Here is an 18730-nt window from a genome sequence, read left to right on the forward strand (position 1 = left end):
TTGATTTGAATAAATACTTATCAAAACGACATTGATAATAATATTATTAATTTGATTTCAATTAAAAAAAAACCTCGATTAATTTTAATAAAATCGAGGTTTTTTATTTCAATATTATTGGTATGCTTCGATAGGGACGCAGCTACAAACTAAATTTCTGTCGCCAAATGCATCGTCTGCTCTGCGAACGGTAGGCCAAAATTTGTTTTCCTTTAAATAGTCTAATGGAAAAGCGGCTTGGGTACGTGTATATGGAAAATTCCACTCGTCTGCTGTTAGCATGGCTTGTGTATGGGGTGCATTTTTCAAAACATTGTTTTTGTCCTCGATTGAAGCGTTTTCAATTTCTTGTCTGATGCTAATCATCGCTTCGCAAAAACGGTCTAGTTCGTCAAGGTTTTCGCTTTCTGTTGGTTCTATCATCAGTGTACCGGCAACAGGGAAGGAAACTGTTGGGGCATGGAAACCAAAGTCCATCAAACGTTTGGCAATATCGGTTACTTCGATGCCTTTTTGTTTAAACGGGCGACATTCTAAAATCATTTCGTGTGCGGCCCTTCCTTGTTCGCCAGAATATAAGGTGTCGTAGTGTCCGTTGAGTCTTTCTTTGATGTAATTGGCGTTTAAAATAGCCATTGTAGTTGCTTTTGAAAGCCCTTCTTCGCCAAGCATGCAAATGTAGCCATAAGAAATCAAACAGACTAAGGCAGACCCCCAAGGGGCTGCTGAAATGGCTGTAATGGCTTGAGAGCCACCTGTTTGGATAATAGGATTGCTTGGCAAAAATGGTACCAACTGTGGGGCAACACATATTGGCCCAACACCAGGTCCACCGCCACCGTGAGGGATTGCAAAGGTTTTGTGTAAATTCAAATGACAAACATCGGCACCAATAGTAGCAGGATTGGTTAGGCCAACTTGTGCGTTCATATTGGCACCGTCCATATATACTTGACCACCGTTTTCGTGTATAATTTGAGAAATTTCTTTAATTGTACTTTCAAAAACTCCGTGGGTAGAAGGATAAGTTACCATGAGGCATGATAAATTATCTTTATATAAAATGGCTTTTTCTCTTACATCTTCCACATCGATATTGCCATTTTCGAGCGTTTTGGTAACTATGATTTGCATGCCTGCCATGGCTGCCGAGGCTGGATTTGTTCCGTGGGCAGAGGATGGAATTAAAGCAATATTTCGGTGGAAATCGCCTCTGGCATGATGATAAGCTCTAATGACCATTAAACCAGCATACTCGCCTTGTGCACCAGAATTGGGTTGTAAGGTTGTTCCTGCAAATCCTGTAATGATGCTTAATTGTTGTTCTAATTTGCTTAACATTTCTTGGTATCCTAATGCTTGGTTTATTGGAGCAAAAGGGTGCATATTGTTCCATTGCGGGTTGCTTAATGGTAACATTTCGCTTGCGGCATTCAATTTCATTGTGCAGGATCCTAACGAAATCATAGAATGATTGAGCGATAAATCTTTTCGTTCGAGCATTTTGATATACCGCATCAATGCCGATTCTGAATGGTATTTATTGAAAACTTCGTGTTGTAAAAATGCGGATTTTCTGTTTAAATGTAATGGTATTGCTGAATTTTCATCTAAACTGTTAAGTTTTTCAACTGATTGACCTTTTGCAGATGCAAATATTTCAAGAATTTTGTTAACGTCATTAATACTTGTAGTTTCATTAAGTGAAATAGCAATATTTTTTTCATCGATATAATAAAAATTATAGGATTGTGCTTCTGCCAAAGGTTGTATGATCGATTGTTCGGCTTCTATGACAATTGTATCAAAATAAGAAGTATTTTTTTGAATATATCCTAAATTATGAAGCTCTTTAGCAAGATTATAAGCTAATGATTGAATGGTATTGGCAATATATTGCAAGCCTTTTGGCCCATGATACACGGCATACATCCCAGCCATTACAGAGAGTAAAACTTGTGCAGTACAAATATTTGATGTAGCTTTATCTCGTTTGATGTGTTGTTCTCTGGTTTGCAGAGCCATTCTTAAAGCTCTGTTGCCATCAGCATCTATAGTGATGCCAATGATACGACCTGGCATACTGCGTTTGTATTCGTCTTTTGTTGCAAAATAGGCAGCATGTGGGCCGCCATAGCCTAAAGGAATTCCAAACCTTTGGGTTGTGCCAACAACAACATCGGCACCCATTTCGCCAGGAGGTGTAAGAATAGTAAGACTCAATATATCTGCTGCTACCGCCACTTTTATATCATTAGATTTGGCTTTAGTTATAAAATCGGTGTAATCATATATTTGTCCGAATTTAGCAGGGTATTGTAAAATTGCTCCAAAATAACCTGATGAAAAATCAAAATTTTCATGATTTCCAATTACAATTTCTATACCAATAGGCATTGCTCGTGTTTGTAAAACAGAAAGGGTTTGAGGAAAAATAGCTTCCGATACAAAAAATTTATTGACATTATTTTTTTTCTGATCTCTAGTTCTAACGTCAAACAAAAGTGCCATTGCTTCAGCAGCTGCCGTACCTTCGTCTAACAATGAAGCATTTGCTATTTCCATTCCAGTAAGTTCTATAACCATGGTTTGAAAATTCAAAATAGCTTCCAATCTGCCTTGAGCAATTTCTGCTTGATAGGGAGTGTAAGCAGTGTACCAACCAGGGTTTTCAAATATGTTGCGTTGAATGACTGCTGGAACTACTGCCTGATTATAACCTAGACCAATATATGATTTGAAAATTTTATTTTTGTTTCCCAATTCATGTATGTGGTTTGCAAATTCATATTCTGTCATGGCAGGAGCCAATTCTAGAGGTTTTTTTAAGCGAATATCGGCAGGTATAGTTTCAGAAATGAGTTGTTCTGTACTGGAAACACCAATAAATTGAAGCATTTTTTGAACATCATTTTCACTAGGGCCAATGTGTCTTAAAGCAAAAGCATCTGTTTTCATGTGTAGATATAGTTATGTTTTTTAAATCATGTTGCTAATAATCAACAGGTTTAAAAATTGATGGTATAATTTTGAAATGGCAAAATTAAATATTAATTGGCTAATAATGATTGTTTTTTTAATGTATTTTTTAATAATTTATCAACTATTTTGAATAATTTAGGAAATCGTTTTGTTAATTTTGCAAAATGAAATTGCTACATAAATGCTTTGATTTATACCTTTCATACAGTTTGCACATCGGATTTGAGGTGTGGTGTATGGTACAAATAACGTATTATTATTTGCATTTAAAACCAGATCATAACTTGGCCATAGTTGTTTTTTTGGGTACTGTTTTTGGGTATAATTTTCTGAAATATGCTGATGGCTTTATTTCAAAAAGAATGCCATGGCACAAATTCAAATGGTTTTTTGTTTTGAACACATTAATTTTTGTAATTTTTTGTTTTTTTTACAGTCAATTAATATTTTTATTGCAAATAATATTAATTATGTTGGTCACTATGATTTTTATTTATCCAAAAATAAGAAAAATAACCAGTTTAAAATTAATTTATGTAAGCTTTTGTTTGAGTTTAGTTACGGTTTTTTTACCTTTATTACAGCATACCCACCTTCAAAGTCAAGTCTTTCTTGTGTTTTTTGAACGTTTTGTATTGATCATAACATTATTGATTCCATTTGAAATTGCCGATCTAAAAAACGACATTGATATAGTAACCATACCTAAAATTATTGGAATTCATAAAACAAAATTATTAGGTTTTTTATTGTTAATAATTGTATTTTTTATTAATATTATGTCAAATGATATTGATTTCATTAAATTTTTTATATATATTTTAATATTTTTAAGTATTTTATTTTCAAATACGATCAAATCAAAATATTTTACAAGGTTTTGGGTAGAAAGTATTCCTATTATTTGGTACTTAATGCTTTATTTTTTGTAAAAAAAAATCATTCAATACATTTCAAATAATTTATAAAATAAGATTCAGGTTCATAGTATATGCCATCTAAATCAGAATGTAATGTTTTTTTAAACACGATATCTTCTGTTTCCGTGGTAAATTTGATCCTCATAAATGAAATAGGTGATTGTTTTAAATCTTCCATGGTGCCTTGTATAAACATAAAATATCCTGTAAGAATTTTTGTTGTAGTATTGGTATGATCCATCAACGAAGTACCACAATCTTCTTTGTCCATAGCTAAAAGCGTAATGATTTTTCCATTTTGAAGTTGAAAATACAATTTGGAATTTTTATCTAAACATTTTGCCTTTGTAAAATTATTATTTTTTGTAATAAATTGAATAGACAAACTTGGAAAACCATCAGAATTGATTAAAGAAAAATATATAAACCTAGAATTTCCAGCAAATATATGTTCGTGTATCAAATATTCTTTGGTAGCTTTATAAACACCTAAACTGTCTTTTACATTGGAACTGTATTCACATTCTTTTTGTGCCAAAAGCGAATGACTTATGAAATAGATCAATAAAAATAGGAATTTTTTCATTTTATGTTGTTTGTTTTAAATTTTGGTGCAAATTAAAACTATTTTTTGATTATTCAAATTAGTAGTAAAAAAACAATAGCTATTGCCTCCATCTTTTATTTTCCATTTCTTTTTTATTACATCTACAGATTCAGGAAAATTCCTGCAACTAACATTCATTTTTTGATTTTCAATATACTTTTTCAGCTCATTTTTTTGATATACAAACACATTTTCCACTTTAAAAATACGTCCTGGAAAGGTAATTAACTCATTTGATGTGTACAAATGACTATTTTGATGTAATTTTGGTACCTGAAATGCAGTACAAATGGCTTGGAAACCACCAGATTTCATAATAGCGGCATTGGGTTCATATATATATTTTTGTGGTAAATTATATAATGCGTAGTCTTCATTTGAATCATTATAAAAATCAAATGTAATTTCTTCATTTTTGGTTATATTGATCGTTTTAATAGTAATATTACCTGTATAATTGTTTTGAATTTCCCATAATAATTCTTTTACTTCATTATCAAGAGCCACCACATGGATATTTTTGACAAAGTGAAGTTCCTTTAATCCTGCGGTAATATCTAATAAAGTTGCAGTTTTTATAAGTATATTATTAGAATATTTAAAATAAAAATCTAAATTTTCAGCTACATTTGGGACACAATCCTTTAATAAAAAAACTTTTCCTTTAGATTCATGTCGCCTAGACGGATCTATATAAATCCAATCAAATTGTTGGTTTAACTGTTCTAATATGACAGTGCTATCGCCATTATAACCTATAATATTTGTCTGATTTAAAGCTTTAAAATTATTTTTTGCTATTAAAGATAAGCTTTCATTAATTTCGCAATGTATAATATGATTTACTTTTTTTGAAAAAAAATAAGTATCAACTCCAAAACCACCGCTTAAATCAATCATACTTTTTCCAGAAACTATCCTTGATTTGTATAAAGCTGTAATTTCTGACGAAGTTTGTTCGACGGCTATCTTTGATGGAAAAATAATATTTTGGGCATTAAAAAAGGTGGGTAATTTATGTTTTGCTTTAGTTTTTGCAGCAATTTGATTTAAAATTGAGGGCCAATCTACTTCAGGAAATGGATTTTTTTGTAATGCCAATTGACTTACTTCTTTTCCAATATTGTTGGTAATAAAACGTTGAATATCAGGCAATAAAATTGTAGAAATGTCCATTATACGTTTTTTGTAAATGCTATGACTAATTTATTATTTGGCATAAATTCTTTCAAAATAACTTTCAAAATAGTATAAAGTGGAATGGCAATGATCATTCCTGCAATACCAAAAAGGGTTCCAAAAATTAAAGTGATCAAAAATATTTCTAATGGATGTGAATTCAATTTTTTTGAAAAAATCATGGGTTGGGAAACGTTATTGTCTATCATTTGAACCAAAATAAAACCAAACATCACATACAAAGTTGTAGGTAATATTTGAGTTTGAAAATCGCCTCCAATACAATTCAACATCGTTAATAAAGCCGCAATAACAGAGCCAATCATTGGCCCAATATAAGGAATAATATTGAGTAAAGCACACAAAAAAGCAATGATAAAGGCGTTTTCGATATCAAATATTAATAAAACAATGAGGTATAGTACAAAAACAATAGTCAGTTGAATAATCAAACCAATCAAGTAATTACTTAAAACTTCGTTTGTTTTATGTAACGAATTTAGGATTTTTTCTTCATGCGAATCGGGTATCAACTTCTTGATTCCAATAATAAAAAGTACTTTGTCTTTTAAAATAAAAAAAGTAATGAATAAAATTGAGGCAAACCCCATTCCAAAATTACCTAATAAAGACAAAGTAGAATTAAGAAAATTTGGAATAAAATCTAAATTGATTTTTGATGTAATGTCATTTTTTTTAACTATTTTATTCAAATCTACATTGTGATTTAATAAATAAATTTTTATTTTTTCTATTAAATTGACAATATTGTGTTCAATTTGATTGATATTTAACAACGATAAATTTTTACTTTGTGTTGTTATTAATGGGATGAACATCATGATGAATCCAATAAAAATTAAAAATATTACAATAATTGATGTAATAACAGCCAAATTATTTGAAAAATTTAGTTTTTTTCTTAAAAATTCAATAAAAGGGTTGAGTATTAATGCCAATATAACAGATAAGATAATGTAAAGCAAAATGGTTTGTAATTCGTATAAAAAATACAAAAAAACAGTTATAAGAATTAAATAAAGGACTGATTTTAAAATGCCTTGGGCAATTATTTTTGAAGTAATCATGGTGTTAATTATTAAAAACGTAATGAATAATATTGGCTCCCATTTTCAAAGCTTTTTCATGAACTTCTTTTGGGTCGTTGTGCACTTCTAAATCTTCCCATCCATCGCCTAAATCGGTTTCAAATGTATATAACAAAATCAGTCTTTTTTCTAAAAAAATACCAAAAGCTTGTGGTTTTTTTGCATCATGTTCATGAATTTTAGGAATACCATCCGAAAAAACAAAAGGTTTTTGAAAAATGATATGCTGCGAAGGTAGTTCAACTAATTCATTATTTGGAAATAATTTCTTAATTTCTTTTCTAATATATACATCCATACCATAATTATCATCAATATGTAGAAACCCTCCTGATGTTAGGTAATTTCTTAAATTTTCTATATCTGCGGTACTAAAAACGATATTTCCATGCCCAGTGGCATGAATAAAGGGATAGTTCATCAAATCAGGACTGTTTGGCATAACCACTGCGGGTTTGGATTTGATTTTAGTGTTCAAATTTTGATTGCAAAAGCGGATCAAATTGGGCAACGACGTAGGATTTGCATACCAATCACCACCACCATTGTATTTGAGTAATGCAATGTCTTGAGCCGAAATACTACAACTTAAAAACACCATTAGGAGTGCTATTTTTTTCATTATTAGATTATTATACATATTATTCATTATGATACACTATACTATGACAAGCAACAATTGCGGCAGTTTCTGTTCGCAATCGGGTATTACCCAAACTCACGGGCACAAAATTTTCTGCCAGTGCTGCTTGGATTTCTGAGGTTGAAAAATCGCCTTCAGGACCAATTAACATTAAAATATTATGATTACTTTTCATCACACTTTTTAAAGTGTTCTTTTGATCATTTTCACAATGTGCAATATATTTTTGACCTTCAAAAGTTTGTTTCAAAAAAGTTTTAAGAGGTATTGCTGCATTCAATTTGGGTAAATAATATTGATTGGATTGTTTCATGGCCGCTAAAATTATTTTCTCAAAACGATCATTTTTAATAATTTTTCTTTCAGAATGATCACATATTATAGGTGTTATTTCATCAATACCAATTTCAGTTGCTTTTTCTAAAAACCATTCAAATCTTTCATTCATTTTTGTAGGGGCAACGGCTAAATGAATTTTATATTTTTTTGGACTAATTTCTTTACAATCGTTGATATGTACAGTACATTTTGATTCAGATTCTAATATGATTTCACATTCAAATAAAAAGCCTTTGCCATTTGTTACATATAAAATATCGTTTAGTTTTTTTCTTAACACTTTGATAATGTGTTTGCTTTCTTCTTTATCAAAACAAAATGTGATTGTTTCTTGATCTATATCTGGATTATAAAATAATTGCATATTAAAATTCAATTCTTGCTTTTGAAACTACAGATGTGTTTTCAAAATTTTGGGTTAAATATTTTTGATACCCCACAATACCTATCATTGCAGCATTATCTGTGGTATATTCAAATTTTGGAATATAGGTTTTCCAGCCATATTTTTTTTCAGCATTTTTTAGAGTTTGTCTAATGCCAGAATTGGCCGATACACCTCCGCCAATGGCAATTTGTTTGATGCCTGTTGCTTTGACTGCTAATTTTAATTTGTCCATCAAAATTTCGACTATGGTGTGTTGAATGGAAGCACAAATGTCGTTTAAATGGTCATGGATAAAATTGGGATTAATGGCTTGTTGTTTTTGGATAAAATATAAAATAGCGGTTTTCAAACCTGAAAAACTAAAGTCTAAATGTGGCACTTTTGGTTTTGTAAATACAAATGCTTTTGGATTGCCTTTTTGAGCATATTGGTCTATCAATGGGCCTCCAGGATAGGGCAGGCCTAGTATTTTGGCACTTTTGTCAAAGGCTTCGCCAACGGCATCATCTGTTGTTTGACCAATAATTTCCATGTCAAAAAAATCTTTTACACAAACAATTTGAGTATGTCCACCTGAAATTGTTAAGGCCAAAAACGGAAAAGTTGGTTTGTCAAATTCTGGTTCATCTATAAAATGTGCTACAATATGGGCGTGCATGTGATTGACTGCTATTAGCGGAATTTGAAGTGCCAAAGCCATTGATTTGGCAAACGACCCACCTACAAGCAACGACCCCATGAGTCCTGGCCCTTGTGTAAAAGCAATTGCATGGAGTTGCGATGGGCTAATTTGGGCTTTTTTTAGTGCTGTGTCAATAACAGGAACAATGTTTTGTTGATGGGCTCTCGAGGCAAGTTCTGGCACTACGCCACCATATTGTTTATGAATCAATTGGTTAGCTACAACGTTTGACAATACTTTGTCGTTTTGCAAAACGGCAGCAGCGGTATCATCGCAGGAACTTTCGATGGCAAGAATATAGACGTTTTTATTTTGCATATAAAAGGCACGATTTTTGTGTATTATTGCTATTATATCTGTAAAAATTTTTAATTTTACAGCGGTTTACAAAATTATAGTTTTATTTCTATTTTTAAACTAATAATCTTTAATTTCTCAAAAAAAAATTGATCAAAAAAATTCAAAAAATAACAGCCCGTTTATTATTAGGCATTCTTTTACTTATATTAGTATCAGGAATACTGCTTTGTTTACCTTTTGTTCAAACCGCTTTAGGACATTATTTTACAAATAAAATCAACCAAAAATATCAAACAAACATCAATATTGAGCAACTCACTTTTACAGCTTTTGGAGGGGTAAAAATGCAACATGTATTGATTAAAGATTATAAAAACGACACTTTAATTTATTCTAAACATCTGAATACTAATATATTAGATGGGCGTAGATTGCTTGATGGCGACTTGCTTTTTGGATCCATTTATTTAGATGGTTTTTATTTGAATTTAAAAACCTATAAAGGACAAAACGATAGTAATTTGGATCGATTTATCGATGCTTTTGACGATGGAACCAAATCTACAAGTCCTTTTTTGATGCAAGCCAAAGCCGTTTCTATTGCAAATGCAAGGTTTTTGCTTACAGATGAAAACAGGAAAAACCCTAAAGATTTAGATTTAAAAAAATTAAATACCCAATTTAAAAATTTTCAAATTTTAGGGCCCAATGTAACTATGAATATTCCTAAAATGTCTTTTTTGGACCATCGTGGTTTGTTTGTAACCAATATGTCCACCTTATTTTCTTATACAAAAAAACAAATCAAACTTTTAAATTTAGATGTAACTACCACAGAATCAGCACTAAAAGGACAAGTTATTTTGAATTATGAACGAAAAGACTTTGCCGATTTTAATAATAAAGTGCTGTTTGATGTCATGATCAACGATGCCAATTTGGCTACTAACGACATTAGATTTTTTTATGATGAAATTGGAAAAAATCAAAAGTTTAATTTAAAAACGACACTTCGTGGGACACTTAATAATTTGTATGCCTCACAATTGAAATTGATAGACGACAAAAACACTCAAATTATTGGAAATGTTCAATTTAAAAATTTATTTGGCAAAGAATATCAAAAGTTTTATATGAAAGGTACTTTTGATAAAGTAGCATCAAATTATTCAAATCTGATTCAGTTATTACCCAATGTTTTAGGCAAAAATTTACCCTCGAATATTGCAAAATTAGGTCAGTTTTCATTAAAAGGCGATGCAGAAATTACCGTTAGTACCATAAAAACAAAGTTCAATTTGTTGTCTGATTTAGGAGGAATAAGTTCAGATTTGGCAATGACCAATATCAATCACATAGACAATGCCAGTTATCAAGGAAATATCATGTTGGATGCCTTTGATTTGGGTACATTTGTAAACGAACCCAATTTAGGCAAAGTAAGCCTTGATTTGGATGTAAATGGTATTGGTTTTGTTCAAAAGTATTTGAATACTAAGTTTTTAGGAAATGTTACTGCCATACAATATCACGGCTACAATTATACAAATGTGGTAGTAAATGGACAATATGAAAAATCATTGTTTCAAGGTCAATTGAGTGTAAACGACCCTAATTTGTTATTGGATTTTGATGGCATAGTCGATTTGGGTTCCCAAAACAAGCATTATGATTTTAATGCCAAAATAGGTTTTGCCAACCTTAAAAAATTGAATTTTATTTCAGATCCCATTTCAAACCTAAAAGGAAATATTACCATTGATGTTGCTGGAAATTCTATTGATAATTTAATAGGACACGTCAATTTTAATCAATTAGAATATCAAAATCCAAAAAATGTATATTATTTTGAAGATTTTGAATTTGAATCAAGTTTCGACGATCAGAAAGTAAGAACAATTTCGGTTAATTCGCCAGATATTATTGAAGGAAAAGTGGTTGGAAAATTTCAATTTAGCATGTTGCAAAAAATGCTCGAAAATGCTTTGGGTAGTTTATACACTAATTATAAACCAAACATCATTCCAAAAGGCCAATATTTGAAGTTTGATTTTAATATTTACAATAAAATAATAGAAATTTTTTATCCTGAAATTCAAATTGGAAACCAAACCGTGATGAATGGCAGTATGAATTCAGACAATAATGGATTTAAGATGAATTTTAAATCGCCCGAAATAAAAGCATATCAAAATGTTTTTGATAAAATAGACATCCAAATAGACAACAAAAATCCGTTGTATAATGCTTATATTCAAATGGATAGCATTAAAACAGATGGTTATAAAATGAGCGATTTTAGTTTGATTAACATTACTAAAAAAGACTCCTTATTGATAAGAACCGAATTTAAAGGAGGAAAAAAAGGCCGTGATTTTTATAAACTGAATTTGTACCATACTTTAAATAAAGACCGAAAAAACGTAGTTGGAATATTGAAATCGGAGGTTAAATTTAAGGAAAGTTTGTGGTTTTTGAACGAAAAAGAAACAGCCGACAATAATGTAGTGTTTGATAAAGGATTTCATAATTTCGATTTCAATAATATAGTCCTTTCGCACGATGACGAAAAAATTTCATTGAATGGAAATTTACAAAGTAAAACCCAAAAAGATTTACAATTGCGGTTTGAACACGTAAAGCTAAATGAAATTACACCAGAGTTAGAGGCTTTTAAATTTGATGGTGTTTTAGATGGCGAAGTCAATTTGAAGCAAATAAACAGTATTTATCAGCCAAAATCCGATGTAACCATTACAAATTTAAAGGTTAATGCAATTGATTTAGGCAATTTGAATTTAGCCATTGCTGGCGATGATGCTTTCCAAAAATTCAATATTTTGTCGAGTATCGAAAATAAAAATGTAGCCTCTTTTGTAGCCAAAGGCGATTTATCTGTTATAGATAACAAAACACAAATCAATTTAGATTTGAATTTTGACCAATTCAATTTAGGAATTTTAGGTGGTATTGGAGGCACAACAATTTCCGATATTAAAGGATTTGCAACAGGACAGGCAAAACTAAGGGGCAACGTTACAGACATGGATATAGATGGAAAATTGTATGTAAAAAATGCTGGACTCAAAATACCTTATTTGAATACCGCTTTTGGATTTGATGACAACAGTATAGTTACCATTACAAAAGACCAATTTATTTTTGACCATCTCAATTTGCAAGATGTTGTTTACAAAACCCGTGGACAATTGAATGGCTACATCCAGCACAAAAAATTTGACAATTGGCAATTGAATTTAGAAGTTGCCTCCAAAAATATAATAGCCATAGACACACAAGACCACGACGATGCGGCCTATTATGGAAAAGCATTTATCGATGGAAAAGCACAAATCAAAGGGCCGGTAGCATCGTTAGTGATTAACGTTAATGCCAAATCCAACAAAGGAACTCAAATTAAAATCCCTATTAGCGATGCTGCTGCGGTAGGTGATAATGATTATATCCATTTTACAACACCAAAAGAAAAAGAAAACATCAAAAAAGGCATTGTTGCCACTCGAAATTATGATGGATTAGAAATGAATTTTGATTTAGACATCAATCAAAATGCCGAAATAGAAGTAATTTTAGACAAAAACACAGGACACAGAATGTCTGGAAAAGGGCTTGGTTCATTAAATTTAGCCATCAATACATTAGGCAAATTCAATATGACAGGTGACTTTATTATATTTGAAGGAAAATATTTTTTCAAATACTATGGATTAATCGATAAAACATTTGATGTAAAAAAAGGAGGGACTATTGCTTGGCAAGGCGACCCATTAAAAGCAGAACTCAATTTAGAAGCAGTTTACAACAATATTTGGGCAAATCCAGCGGCATTATTGGATAATAATTTGAGTACTGTAAATAAAAAAGTACCTGTTTCGGTAACCATTGGGATAACGGGCAATATGAGCCATCCTGAATCAGATTTTGCAATTGATTTTCCTACTGTAAGCCCAATATTAAAATCAGAGCTTCAAACCAAACTTGATGACAAAGACATTAGACAAAAACAAGCCCTAATATTGCTTGGTACAGGAAGTTTTTTAAGCCAAGACGGAATCAATCAATCGTCGATGGTTACTAGCAATTTGTTTGAAAAAGTAAGTAGTTTATTCGACGATTTGTTTACAGATGCAAATAGTAAAATCAAAGTCAATTTAATTTATAACCAAGCCGATAAAACACCAGGACTAGAAAATACAAGTAGGGTAGGAGTGTCGGGCGTTTATCAATTTAACGATAGAATTACCATCAACGGACAATTTGGAGTGCCTGTTGGAGGAGTAAGCCAAACAGCTGTAGTAGGAAATATCGAAATCAGATACAGAGTAAATGATGACGGTTCTTTTAATTTTACCATGTTTAATAAAGAAAACGAAGTTACCTACATTGGCGAAGGAATAGGATACACTCAAGGCCTAGGAATTAGCTATGAAGTAGATTTTAATAAATTCCAAGAATTGATCAACAAAATTTTTAAAGGAGCCAAAAAAATCAATAACAACCTCAATACCAAAGAGTTACCAAAAAGTAAAAAATTAGAAAAAACCAATTCAAATCAGAAAAAAGAACAAGAAACACCACCCATAAATAAAGAGGCCGTTTTGAATAAAGAAGCCGTTTTGAATAAAGAAGGTATGTAGCCTCAATAAATTGAAATGTACTGATACCATCTTATGTATAGCAATTTTAAAACCTTTTTTAAAATAAGATTATTATTACATATAAATAAAAATATTAATTATATCTAAGCAAATTTTATAAAATGAAGTAAAAAAAATAATATTTGATTATACATCAATTGATATAAAAAACGCCACTACTTTTGAAGATTTACTAGTTGAGCGTCTTTTTAAAAATGACTGAAATCTAAAATAGCAAACTTTATGACAGGACCCAATAAAGACATTAAATTTCCCCTACACAATTACGAAAGACTATGTTTTTTAAAGAATATAGTAAAAAATCCTAACATAATTGTAGGCGATTACACTTATTATGATGACTTCGAACATGTCGAAAACTTCGAAAAAAATGTAAAGTACCATTTTGACTTTGTAGGCGACAAATTAATAATTGGTAAGTTTTGTATGATAGCATCAGATGTAAAATTCATAATGAATGGAGCAAATCATGTAACAAATGCGCTGACTACTTACCCATTTGCCATTTTTGGAAACGGTTGGGAAAACGCAATGGACAATAAATCTTACCCACAAAAAGGAGATATAAATATTGGCAATGACGTATGGATTGGTTACAATGCTACAATAATGGCTGGAGTAACCATTGGAGACGGAGCAATAATTGCAACAAATGCGACAGTTATAAAAGATGTCGAGCCTTATACAATTGTAGGCGGCAATCCAGCAAAAGAAATAAAAAAACGATTTCCCGAAGAAACAATTTCAAAATTACTACAACTCAAATGGTGGAATTGGGATATTGAAAAAATAACAAAAAACATTCAAAACCTAACAGACAACAATATTAACAAATTAAAACTATAAAAATAGATAAAAAAAACAAATTTTATTTACTTTTTTTATATAGTTCAAATTATTTGTTTCTACGGAACCTATACCTACAAATTCGATACAGCAAAAAACCAAACAATAGATTAAATCAACAAAATCCAATACAGCAACCAACACCAAAACCATTAGGGCATGCCGGCAAAAAAAAGAAAGCCCCCACGCCCCAAACCCTTCAGGCGGGGCTTCCTTTTTTTGCCGTCGGGCTATCACGAGCACATGGTGCCTTGCTCTATCCCTCATGCGGGCAACCTCCAACAGACAGTCCCCACTCACCAAAGTTTTTTTAAACTTCTTTTTTTTCGTTCTCCCACTTCTAATTTCTTGTTTCTAACTTCTTGTTTCTAACTTCATGTGAACCAAGAGTAACCCTGAACATACAGCAACAAACTGCTGGCACAATTTTGAAAAAAATAAGTTGTAATGATACGTTTGTTTTACGATAATATTTATTCATGTGGCTTTTTTATAAAAAAGTTGCTTAGTATTTTTTTTGTTTGTACTTTTGTGAAGTGGATATAGAATGTTAAAAACGCAATAACTTTCGTATATCTACTAGTTAGCAGAGATTTCAAACAAACATTACGTTAAAAATATGACAAAGAACAAAAAATTGACAGAACTAACTTTAAATGAGCTTAACACTGAAAAAAAGAAAGTTAAAGGAATTTTAACAGGCTTAGGAATTGTGATGATTATAGCTTGTGTAATATTAATTGCTTGTGCAGTTAAAAGTAAAAATTACGCTTTAATTGCAGTAGCGAGTGGTAGTTTTATAACATTACTTCCAATTATGACTCGTTTAGGACAAATTGAAAAGGAAATAAAAAACCGTGAACAGAAATAATTGAAAAATCAATGTCAGAAAATTGTTTAAACTGTGGCAAACAAGTAGCTGAAAAATTCTGTGCAAACTGTGGACAAAAAGCATCTGTTCACAGATACTCTTTTATGCATTTTATAGAAAACGACCTAATTCACGGAATTTGGCACATTGACAACGGAATTTTATTTACGATTAGAGAATTATTTACTAGACCAGGTCATAGTATCAGAGAATTTATTTCAGGAAAAAGAGTTGGCTATTTTAGTTTTGTGACGTTGTTGCTACTTGTTCTCGGAATTTCTCATTTTTTGAGTGAATATACCCAAGTGAAATTATCTGATTTAATGCCCGAGAGTAGTAAAGGAATAATGAAAGAATTTCAATAATTTACTAAAAAAAATCCAAAAACTATATTGCTTTTAACAATTCCATTTTATTCATTTTTTAGTTTTTTATGGTAAAGAAAATCAAAACTTAATTTAACCGAACATTTTGTTCTTAATTCATACAAAACAGTTGGAGAGTCATTAATAGGACTTTTATTTGTTATAATAACAATATTCTATACCAACATAAAAGTATTGACAATTGTATATAGTTTTATTAGTCTTTCTACATTGTTATATGCTTTTTGGTTTTATAGACAATTTTTTGTAACATATGGGTATTCCAAAAAATCTTTGATAATTAGAAGTTTAGGAGTTGTGTTTTCTTATATGTTTTTATCTATGTTCATAGGAATAATTATTGGAATGATGAATTATGAAAAATAGAGAAACTTCTGCTAACGAGGGTTTTGCGTCAGGCGGGCTGAAGTGCAAAATTCAACGGCAGTTTTTCAATTAAACATTAGTAATAAACCAGCATTTGTGCTTCGATTTCCCGCCCGAACGCAAAGCCCCTAACCGTTATAGCCAATTTTAGGACGACACAACGAAATGAAAGAGCCAATAGAAGTTTTAGTTTTAGAAAATCAAGTAATCAAATTTTTTGACGAATCTGATTACCGGTTTGACTCTATGGACAATATTAAAACTTACGATAAGACATTTATAAGTGGTGACAAAAGTGCATTGATTTCTCAAATAGGAATTGAAATTTTTGAAGATGATGACCTGAAATCAAGTTGTATAATTGGTTCAGAAGGTGGAGGGACAGGTATTACAGGAAATACGACTTTAATTAGTTATGGTGGGCTTTTAGTTTGTTGTTCAAATACAGTATTTAAGTTGACGATACCTCACTTGGATTTAGAATGGAAAACGATTTCAGACTCTGCAACTTGTTTTGGCATTCATTATCTCGAAAAAGACTATGTAGTTCACGGAGAACTTGAAATCACAAGACTTGACAAAGACGGAAAAATAGTTTGGCAAAAAGGGGGAAGAGATATTTGGACAACAGCAGAAGGAATTGATGACTTAGCAGTTTATGACGACTATATTTTAGCAACTGATTGGGAGTACAACAGATATAAATTTGACTTTGACGGAAAATTAATAGAAGAATACAAAGTTGAACCTAGGAAAAATGAACTGACATTAGAAAAAAATATAACGAAAAAATGGTGGAAGTTTTGGTAAAAAAGGAAAACTGGCTATAACAGCCAGAGTTTCGTTGCGGCTGAAAGCCGAACAATGAATTAAAATGAACGAATACCTATAAAAAATAAAACCCATCAGTTAAACCGATTCCAATCACGGCCCTTGATAGAGTTTGTCGAAAAGTTTTTGGTTAGTATTTCAAGATGATTTGGTTCCTCTTTTTTTATGATAATTTGTAAATAAATGCTATTTTATTTCATTTTTTTTTTTATTTTTGAAAAATATTTAACAACAGATTTTTCACAGACTGAAGTTACAAGAGACCATTGAAAAACCGTCACCTAAAAAACACAACAGTAAACTATGAAAATATCTTATCATTTAAAATTTTTCTTTTTATTAGTGTTATTTTTATTAAATACTAAAATAATTTTTGCTCAAAATTTTGAGGAAATAAAAGGAACATATAGCCAAGGCAGTCGTGGAGGAATTACCATTTATGAAGATGGAACTTTTGCCTTGTATGACTATGCTACATTAGTTTTTGGAGTATATAAATTTGAAAATGAGGATATTTCATTTACTCCAGATATTCCAAAACAAGCATTTTCTATTATTGGCAGAAAAAACATGAAAATTGAAACTGGTGCTAATTTTACATTTACAAGAAAATTTGACGATGATGGCCCAATATTTATAAAAATAGATGATAGAAACTTTCAACCCATATTTGATGATAATAATAATGGCGGAAGCCCTCACTACACTTTAGATTTTGCCAAAAAACCAAATATTGTGAGTTTGGGATTACAAACTCAAAACCATAGACACAATTTCAACACAAACACTTTTATTTTAAATAATAATTGCAATGAATTTCTATTATTTTATTATGCCACTATTTCAGAGCAAAAACCTTTCGTTGGTAAAATAATAACCGAAAATGGAGCTAAAAAATTAGTTTGCACTTGGGGGACATTTAAAAAAGTCGAAAAAGAGGATAAAGGAGATGAAGAAATGTTACAATTTTTGAATAGATATAAAAAAGAAATTCAAAAAAAGAAAGATGTAAAAGAGTTCTATTTTAATGACCAATTGAAATCTGTCACAGGCTATAATCATCTTTCCGAACAAGAAAATATATTTGATATAAATAATTATGTATTCGACGAAAACTCCAATAAATACATTCATAAAGATATTTATCAAAAAGGTAAAAATTATACCGATGCCATAGCCGAAGATTATCACGATGAAAATATTATTTTAAAATACCACTTAATTGAACCTAATGATATTACAAATATTGATTATAATAAAATAGAATTAGATAAAAATCCACTTTTCCCAATTGATGCACCTAAAAAAAGTAATGGAAATGAATTAGAATTTCCTTCTGAAGTAGAGGGAGAAGAAATTCCTGTAGATCATATAATTGAATCAACGTATATAGAACCAATTCCTATGCCAGAAAAGCCAAAGAAAAAGAGGAAAAAATAAATATGGCTTTCTTGTAACAGCCAGATTTTCGTTGCGGCTGCAAGCCGAGCAATGAATTGTAATCAACGAATACCTATAAAAAATAAAATCCATGAGTTAAACTCGTGTTTAACGAATTGAAAGAAAACGAATACCTATAAAAAATAAAATCCATGAGTTAAA

13 protein-coding genes are annotated in these 18730 nt (G+C 30.8%); 6 read left to right on the plus strand and 7 right to left on the minus strand.

Annotated features, from left to right (window positions below; translation table 11 throughout):
- Positions 1-114: 114 nt before the first annotated feature.
- From gcvP to tsaD, 7 genes are all read right to left on the minus strand, one after another.
- Positions 115-2958, minus strand: coding sequence for an aminomethyl-transferring glycine dehydrogenase (gene gcvP / locus FBFL15_RS07015; RefSeq protein WP_014083923.1), 2844 nt, complete (start codon positions 2956-2958; stop codon positions 115-117).
- Positions 2959-3921: 963 nt separating this feature from the next.
- On the minus strand, positions 3922-4488 hold the full coding sequence (locus FBFL15_RS07025; protein WP_014083925.1) for a hypothetical protein: 567 nt from the start codon (positions 4486-4488) through the stop codon (positions 3922-3924).
- Between the two features lie 15 nt (positions 4489-4503).
- Positions 4504-5685 carry a class I SAM-dependent methyltransferase gene (locus FBFL15_RS07030; RefSeq protein ID WP_014083926.1) on the minus strand — a complete coding sequence of 394 codons (1182 nt, stop codon included), beginning with the start codon at positions 5683-5685 and terminating at the stop codon, positions 4504-4506.
- Entirely contained in the window at positions 5685-6776 is a 1092-nt protein-coding gene (locus FBFL15_RS07035) for an AI-2E family transporter (RefSeq protein ID WP_014083927.1), read from the minus strand. The genes FBFL15_RS07030 and FBFL15_RS07035 overlap by 1 nt, the downstream gene beginning before the upstream one ends.
- 4 nt (positions 6777-6780) lie before the next feature.
- Positions 6781-7419 (minus strand): DUF4159 domain-containing protein, encoded by a 639-nt coding sequence (locus tag FBFL15_RS07040; RefSeq protein WP_014083928.1) that lies wholly within the window; start codon positions 7417-7419, stop codon positions 6781-6783.
- A 19-nt stretch (positions 7420-7438) separates the two neighbouring features.
- The gene (locus tag FBFL15_RS07045) at positions 7439-8143 is read right to left on the minus strand and encodes a 16S rRNA (uracil(1498)-N(3))-methyltransferase (protein ID WP_014083929.1); all 705 of its coding nucleotides are present in this window, start codon (positions 8141-8143) and stop codon (positions 7439-7441) included.
- Between the two features lies 1 nt (position 8144).
- Entirely contained in the window at positions 8145-9167 is a 1023-nt protein-coding gene (gene tsaD, locus FBFL15_RS07050) for a tRNA (adenosine(37)-N6)-threonylcarbamoyltransferase complex transferase subunit TsaD (protein ID WP_014083930.1), read from the minus strand.
- 128 nt (positions 9168-9295) lie between these two features.
- Between tsaD and FBFL15_RS07055 the strand changes: the two genes are divergently transcribed.
- From FBFL15_RS07055 to FBFL15_RS07085, 6 genes are all read left to right on the plus strand, one after another.
- Complete coding sequence (locus FBFL15_RS07055) at positions 9296-13807, plus strand: translocation/assembly module TamB domain-containing protein (RefSeq protein ID WP_014083931.1); 4512 nt, start codon at positions 9296-9298, stop codon at positions 13805-13807.
- A 243-nt stretch (positions 13808-14050) separates the two neighbouring features.
- Entirely contained in the window at positions 14051-14674 is a 624-nt protein-coding gene (locus FBFL15_RS07060) for a CatB-related O-acetyltransferase (protein ID WP_014083932.1), read from the plus strand.
- A 619-nt stretch (positions 14675-15293) separates the two neighbouring features.
- The gene (locus FBFL15_RS07070) at positions 15294-15545 is read left to right on the plus strand and encodes a hypothetical protein (protein WP_014083933.1); all 252 of its coding nucleotides are present in this window, start codon (positions 15294-15296) and stop codon (positions 15543-15545) included.
- 11 nt (positions 15546-15556) lie between these two features.
- Positions 15557-15910 carry a DUF3667 domain-containing protein gene (locus FBFL15_RS16685; protein ID WP_044032204.1) on the plus strand — a complete coding sequence of 118 codons (354 nt, stop codon included), beginning with the start codon at positions 15557-15559 and terminating at the stop codon, positions 15908-15910.
- A gap of 552 nt (positions 15911-16462) precedes the next feature.
- Positions 16463-17107, plus strand: coding sequence for a hypothetical protein (locus FBFL15_RS07080; RefSeq protein WP_014083934.1), 645 nt, complete (start codon positions 16463-16465; stop codon positions 17105-17107).
- Positions 17108-17431: 324 nt separating this feature from the next.
- Positions 17432-18568, plus strand: a complete 1137-nt coding sequence (locus FBFL15_RS07085) for a hypothetical protein (RefSeq protein WP_014083935.1) — start codon at positions 17432-17434, stop codon at positions 18566-18568.
- Positions 18569-18730 lie beyond the last annotated feature (162 nt).

Origin of the sequence: Flavobacterium branchiophilum FL-15 (genome assembly GCF_000253275.1) — a bacterium.
Lineage (GTDB): Bacteria > Bacteroidota > Bacteroidia > Flavobacteriales > Flavobacteriaceae > Flavobacterium > Flavobacterium branchiophilum.

What these genes read in the sequence shown, in the direction of transcription:
- FBFL15_RS07085 (WP_014083935.1), top strand. Translation starts at nt 17,432, where the DNA reads ATGAAAATATCTTATCATTTAAAATTTTTCTTTTTATTAGTGTTATTT.
- FBFL15_RS07040 (WP_014083928.1), bottom strand. Translation starts at nt 7,419, where the DNA reads ATGAAAAAAATAGCACTCCTAATGGTGTTTTTAAGTTGTAGTATTTCG.
- FBFL15_RS07030 (WP_014083926.1), bottom strand. Translation starts at nt 5,685, where the DNA reads ATGGACATTTCTACAATTTTATTGCCTGATATTCAACGTTTTATTACC.
- gcvP (WP_014083923.1), bottom strand. Translation starts at nt 2,958, where the DNA reads ATGAAAACAGATGCTTTTGCTTTAAGACACATTGGCCCTAGTGAAAAT.
- FBFL15_RS07045 (WP_014083929.1), bottom strand. Translation starts at nt 8,143, where the DNA reads ATGCAATTATTTTATAATCCAGATATAGATCAAGAAACAATCACATTT.
- FBFL15_RS07080 (WP_014083934.1), top strand. Translation starts at nt 16,463, where the DNA reads ATGAAAGAGCCAATAGAAGTTTTAGTTTTAGAAAATCAAGTAATCAAA.
- FBFL15_RS07070 (WP_014083933.1), top strand. Translation starts at nt 15,294, where the DNA reads ATGACAAAGAACAAAAAATTGACAGAACTAACTTTAAATGAGCTTAAC.
- tsaD (WP_014083930.1), bottom strand. Translation starts at nt 9,167, where the DNA reads ATGCAAAATAAAAACGTCTATATTCTTGCCATCGAAAGTTCCTGCGAT.
- FBFL15_RS07060 (WP_014083932.1), top strand. Translation starts at nt 14,051, where the DNA reads ATGACAGGACCCAATAAAGACATTAAATTTCCCCTACACAATTACGAA.
- FBFL15_RS07035 (WP_014083927.1), bottom strand. Translation starts at nt 6,776, where the DNA reads ATGATTACTTCAAAAATAATTGCCCAAGGCATTTTAAAATCAGTCCTT.
- FBFL15_RS16685 (WP_044032204.1), top strand. Translation starts at nt 15,557, where the DNA reads ATGTCAGAAAATTGTTTAAACTGTGGCAAACAAGTAGCTGAAAAATTC.
- FBFL15_RS07025 (WP_014083925.1), bottom strand. Translation starts at nt 4,488, where the DNA reads ATGAAAAAATTCCTATTTTTATTGATCTATTTCATAAGTCATTCGCTT.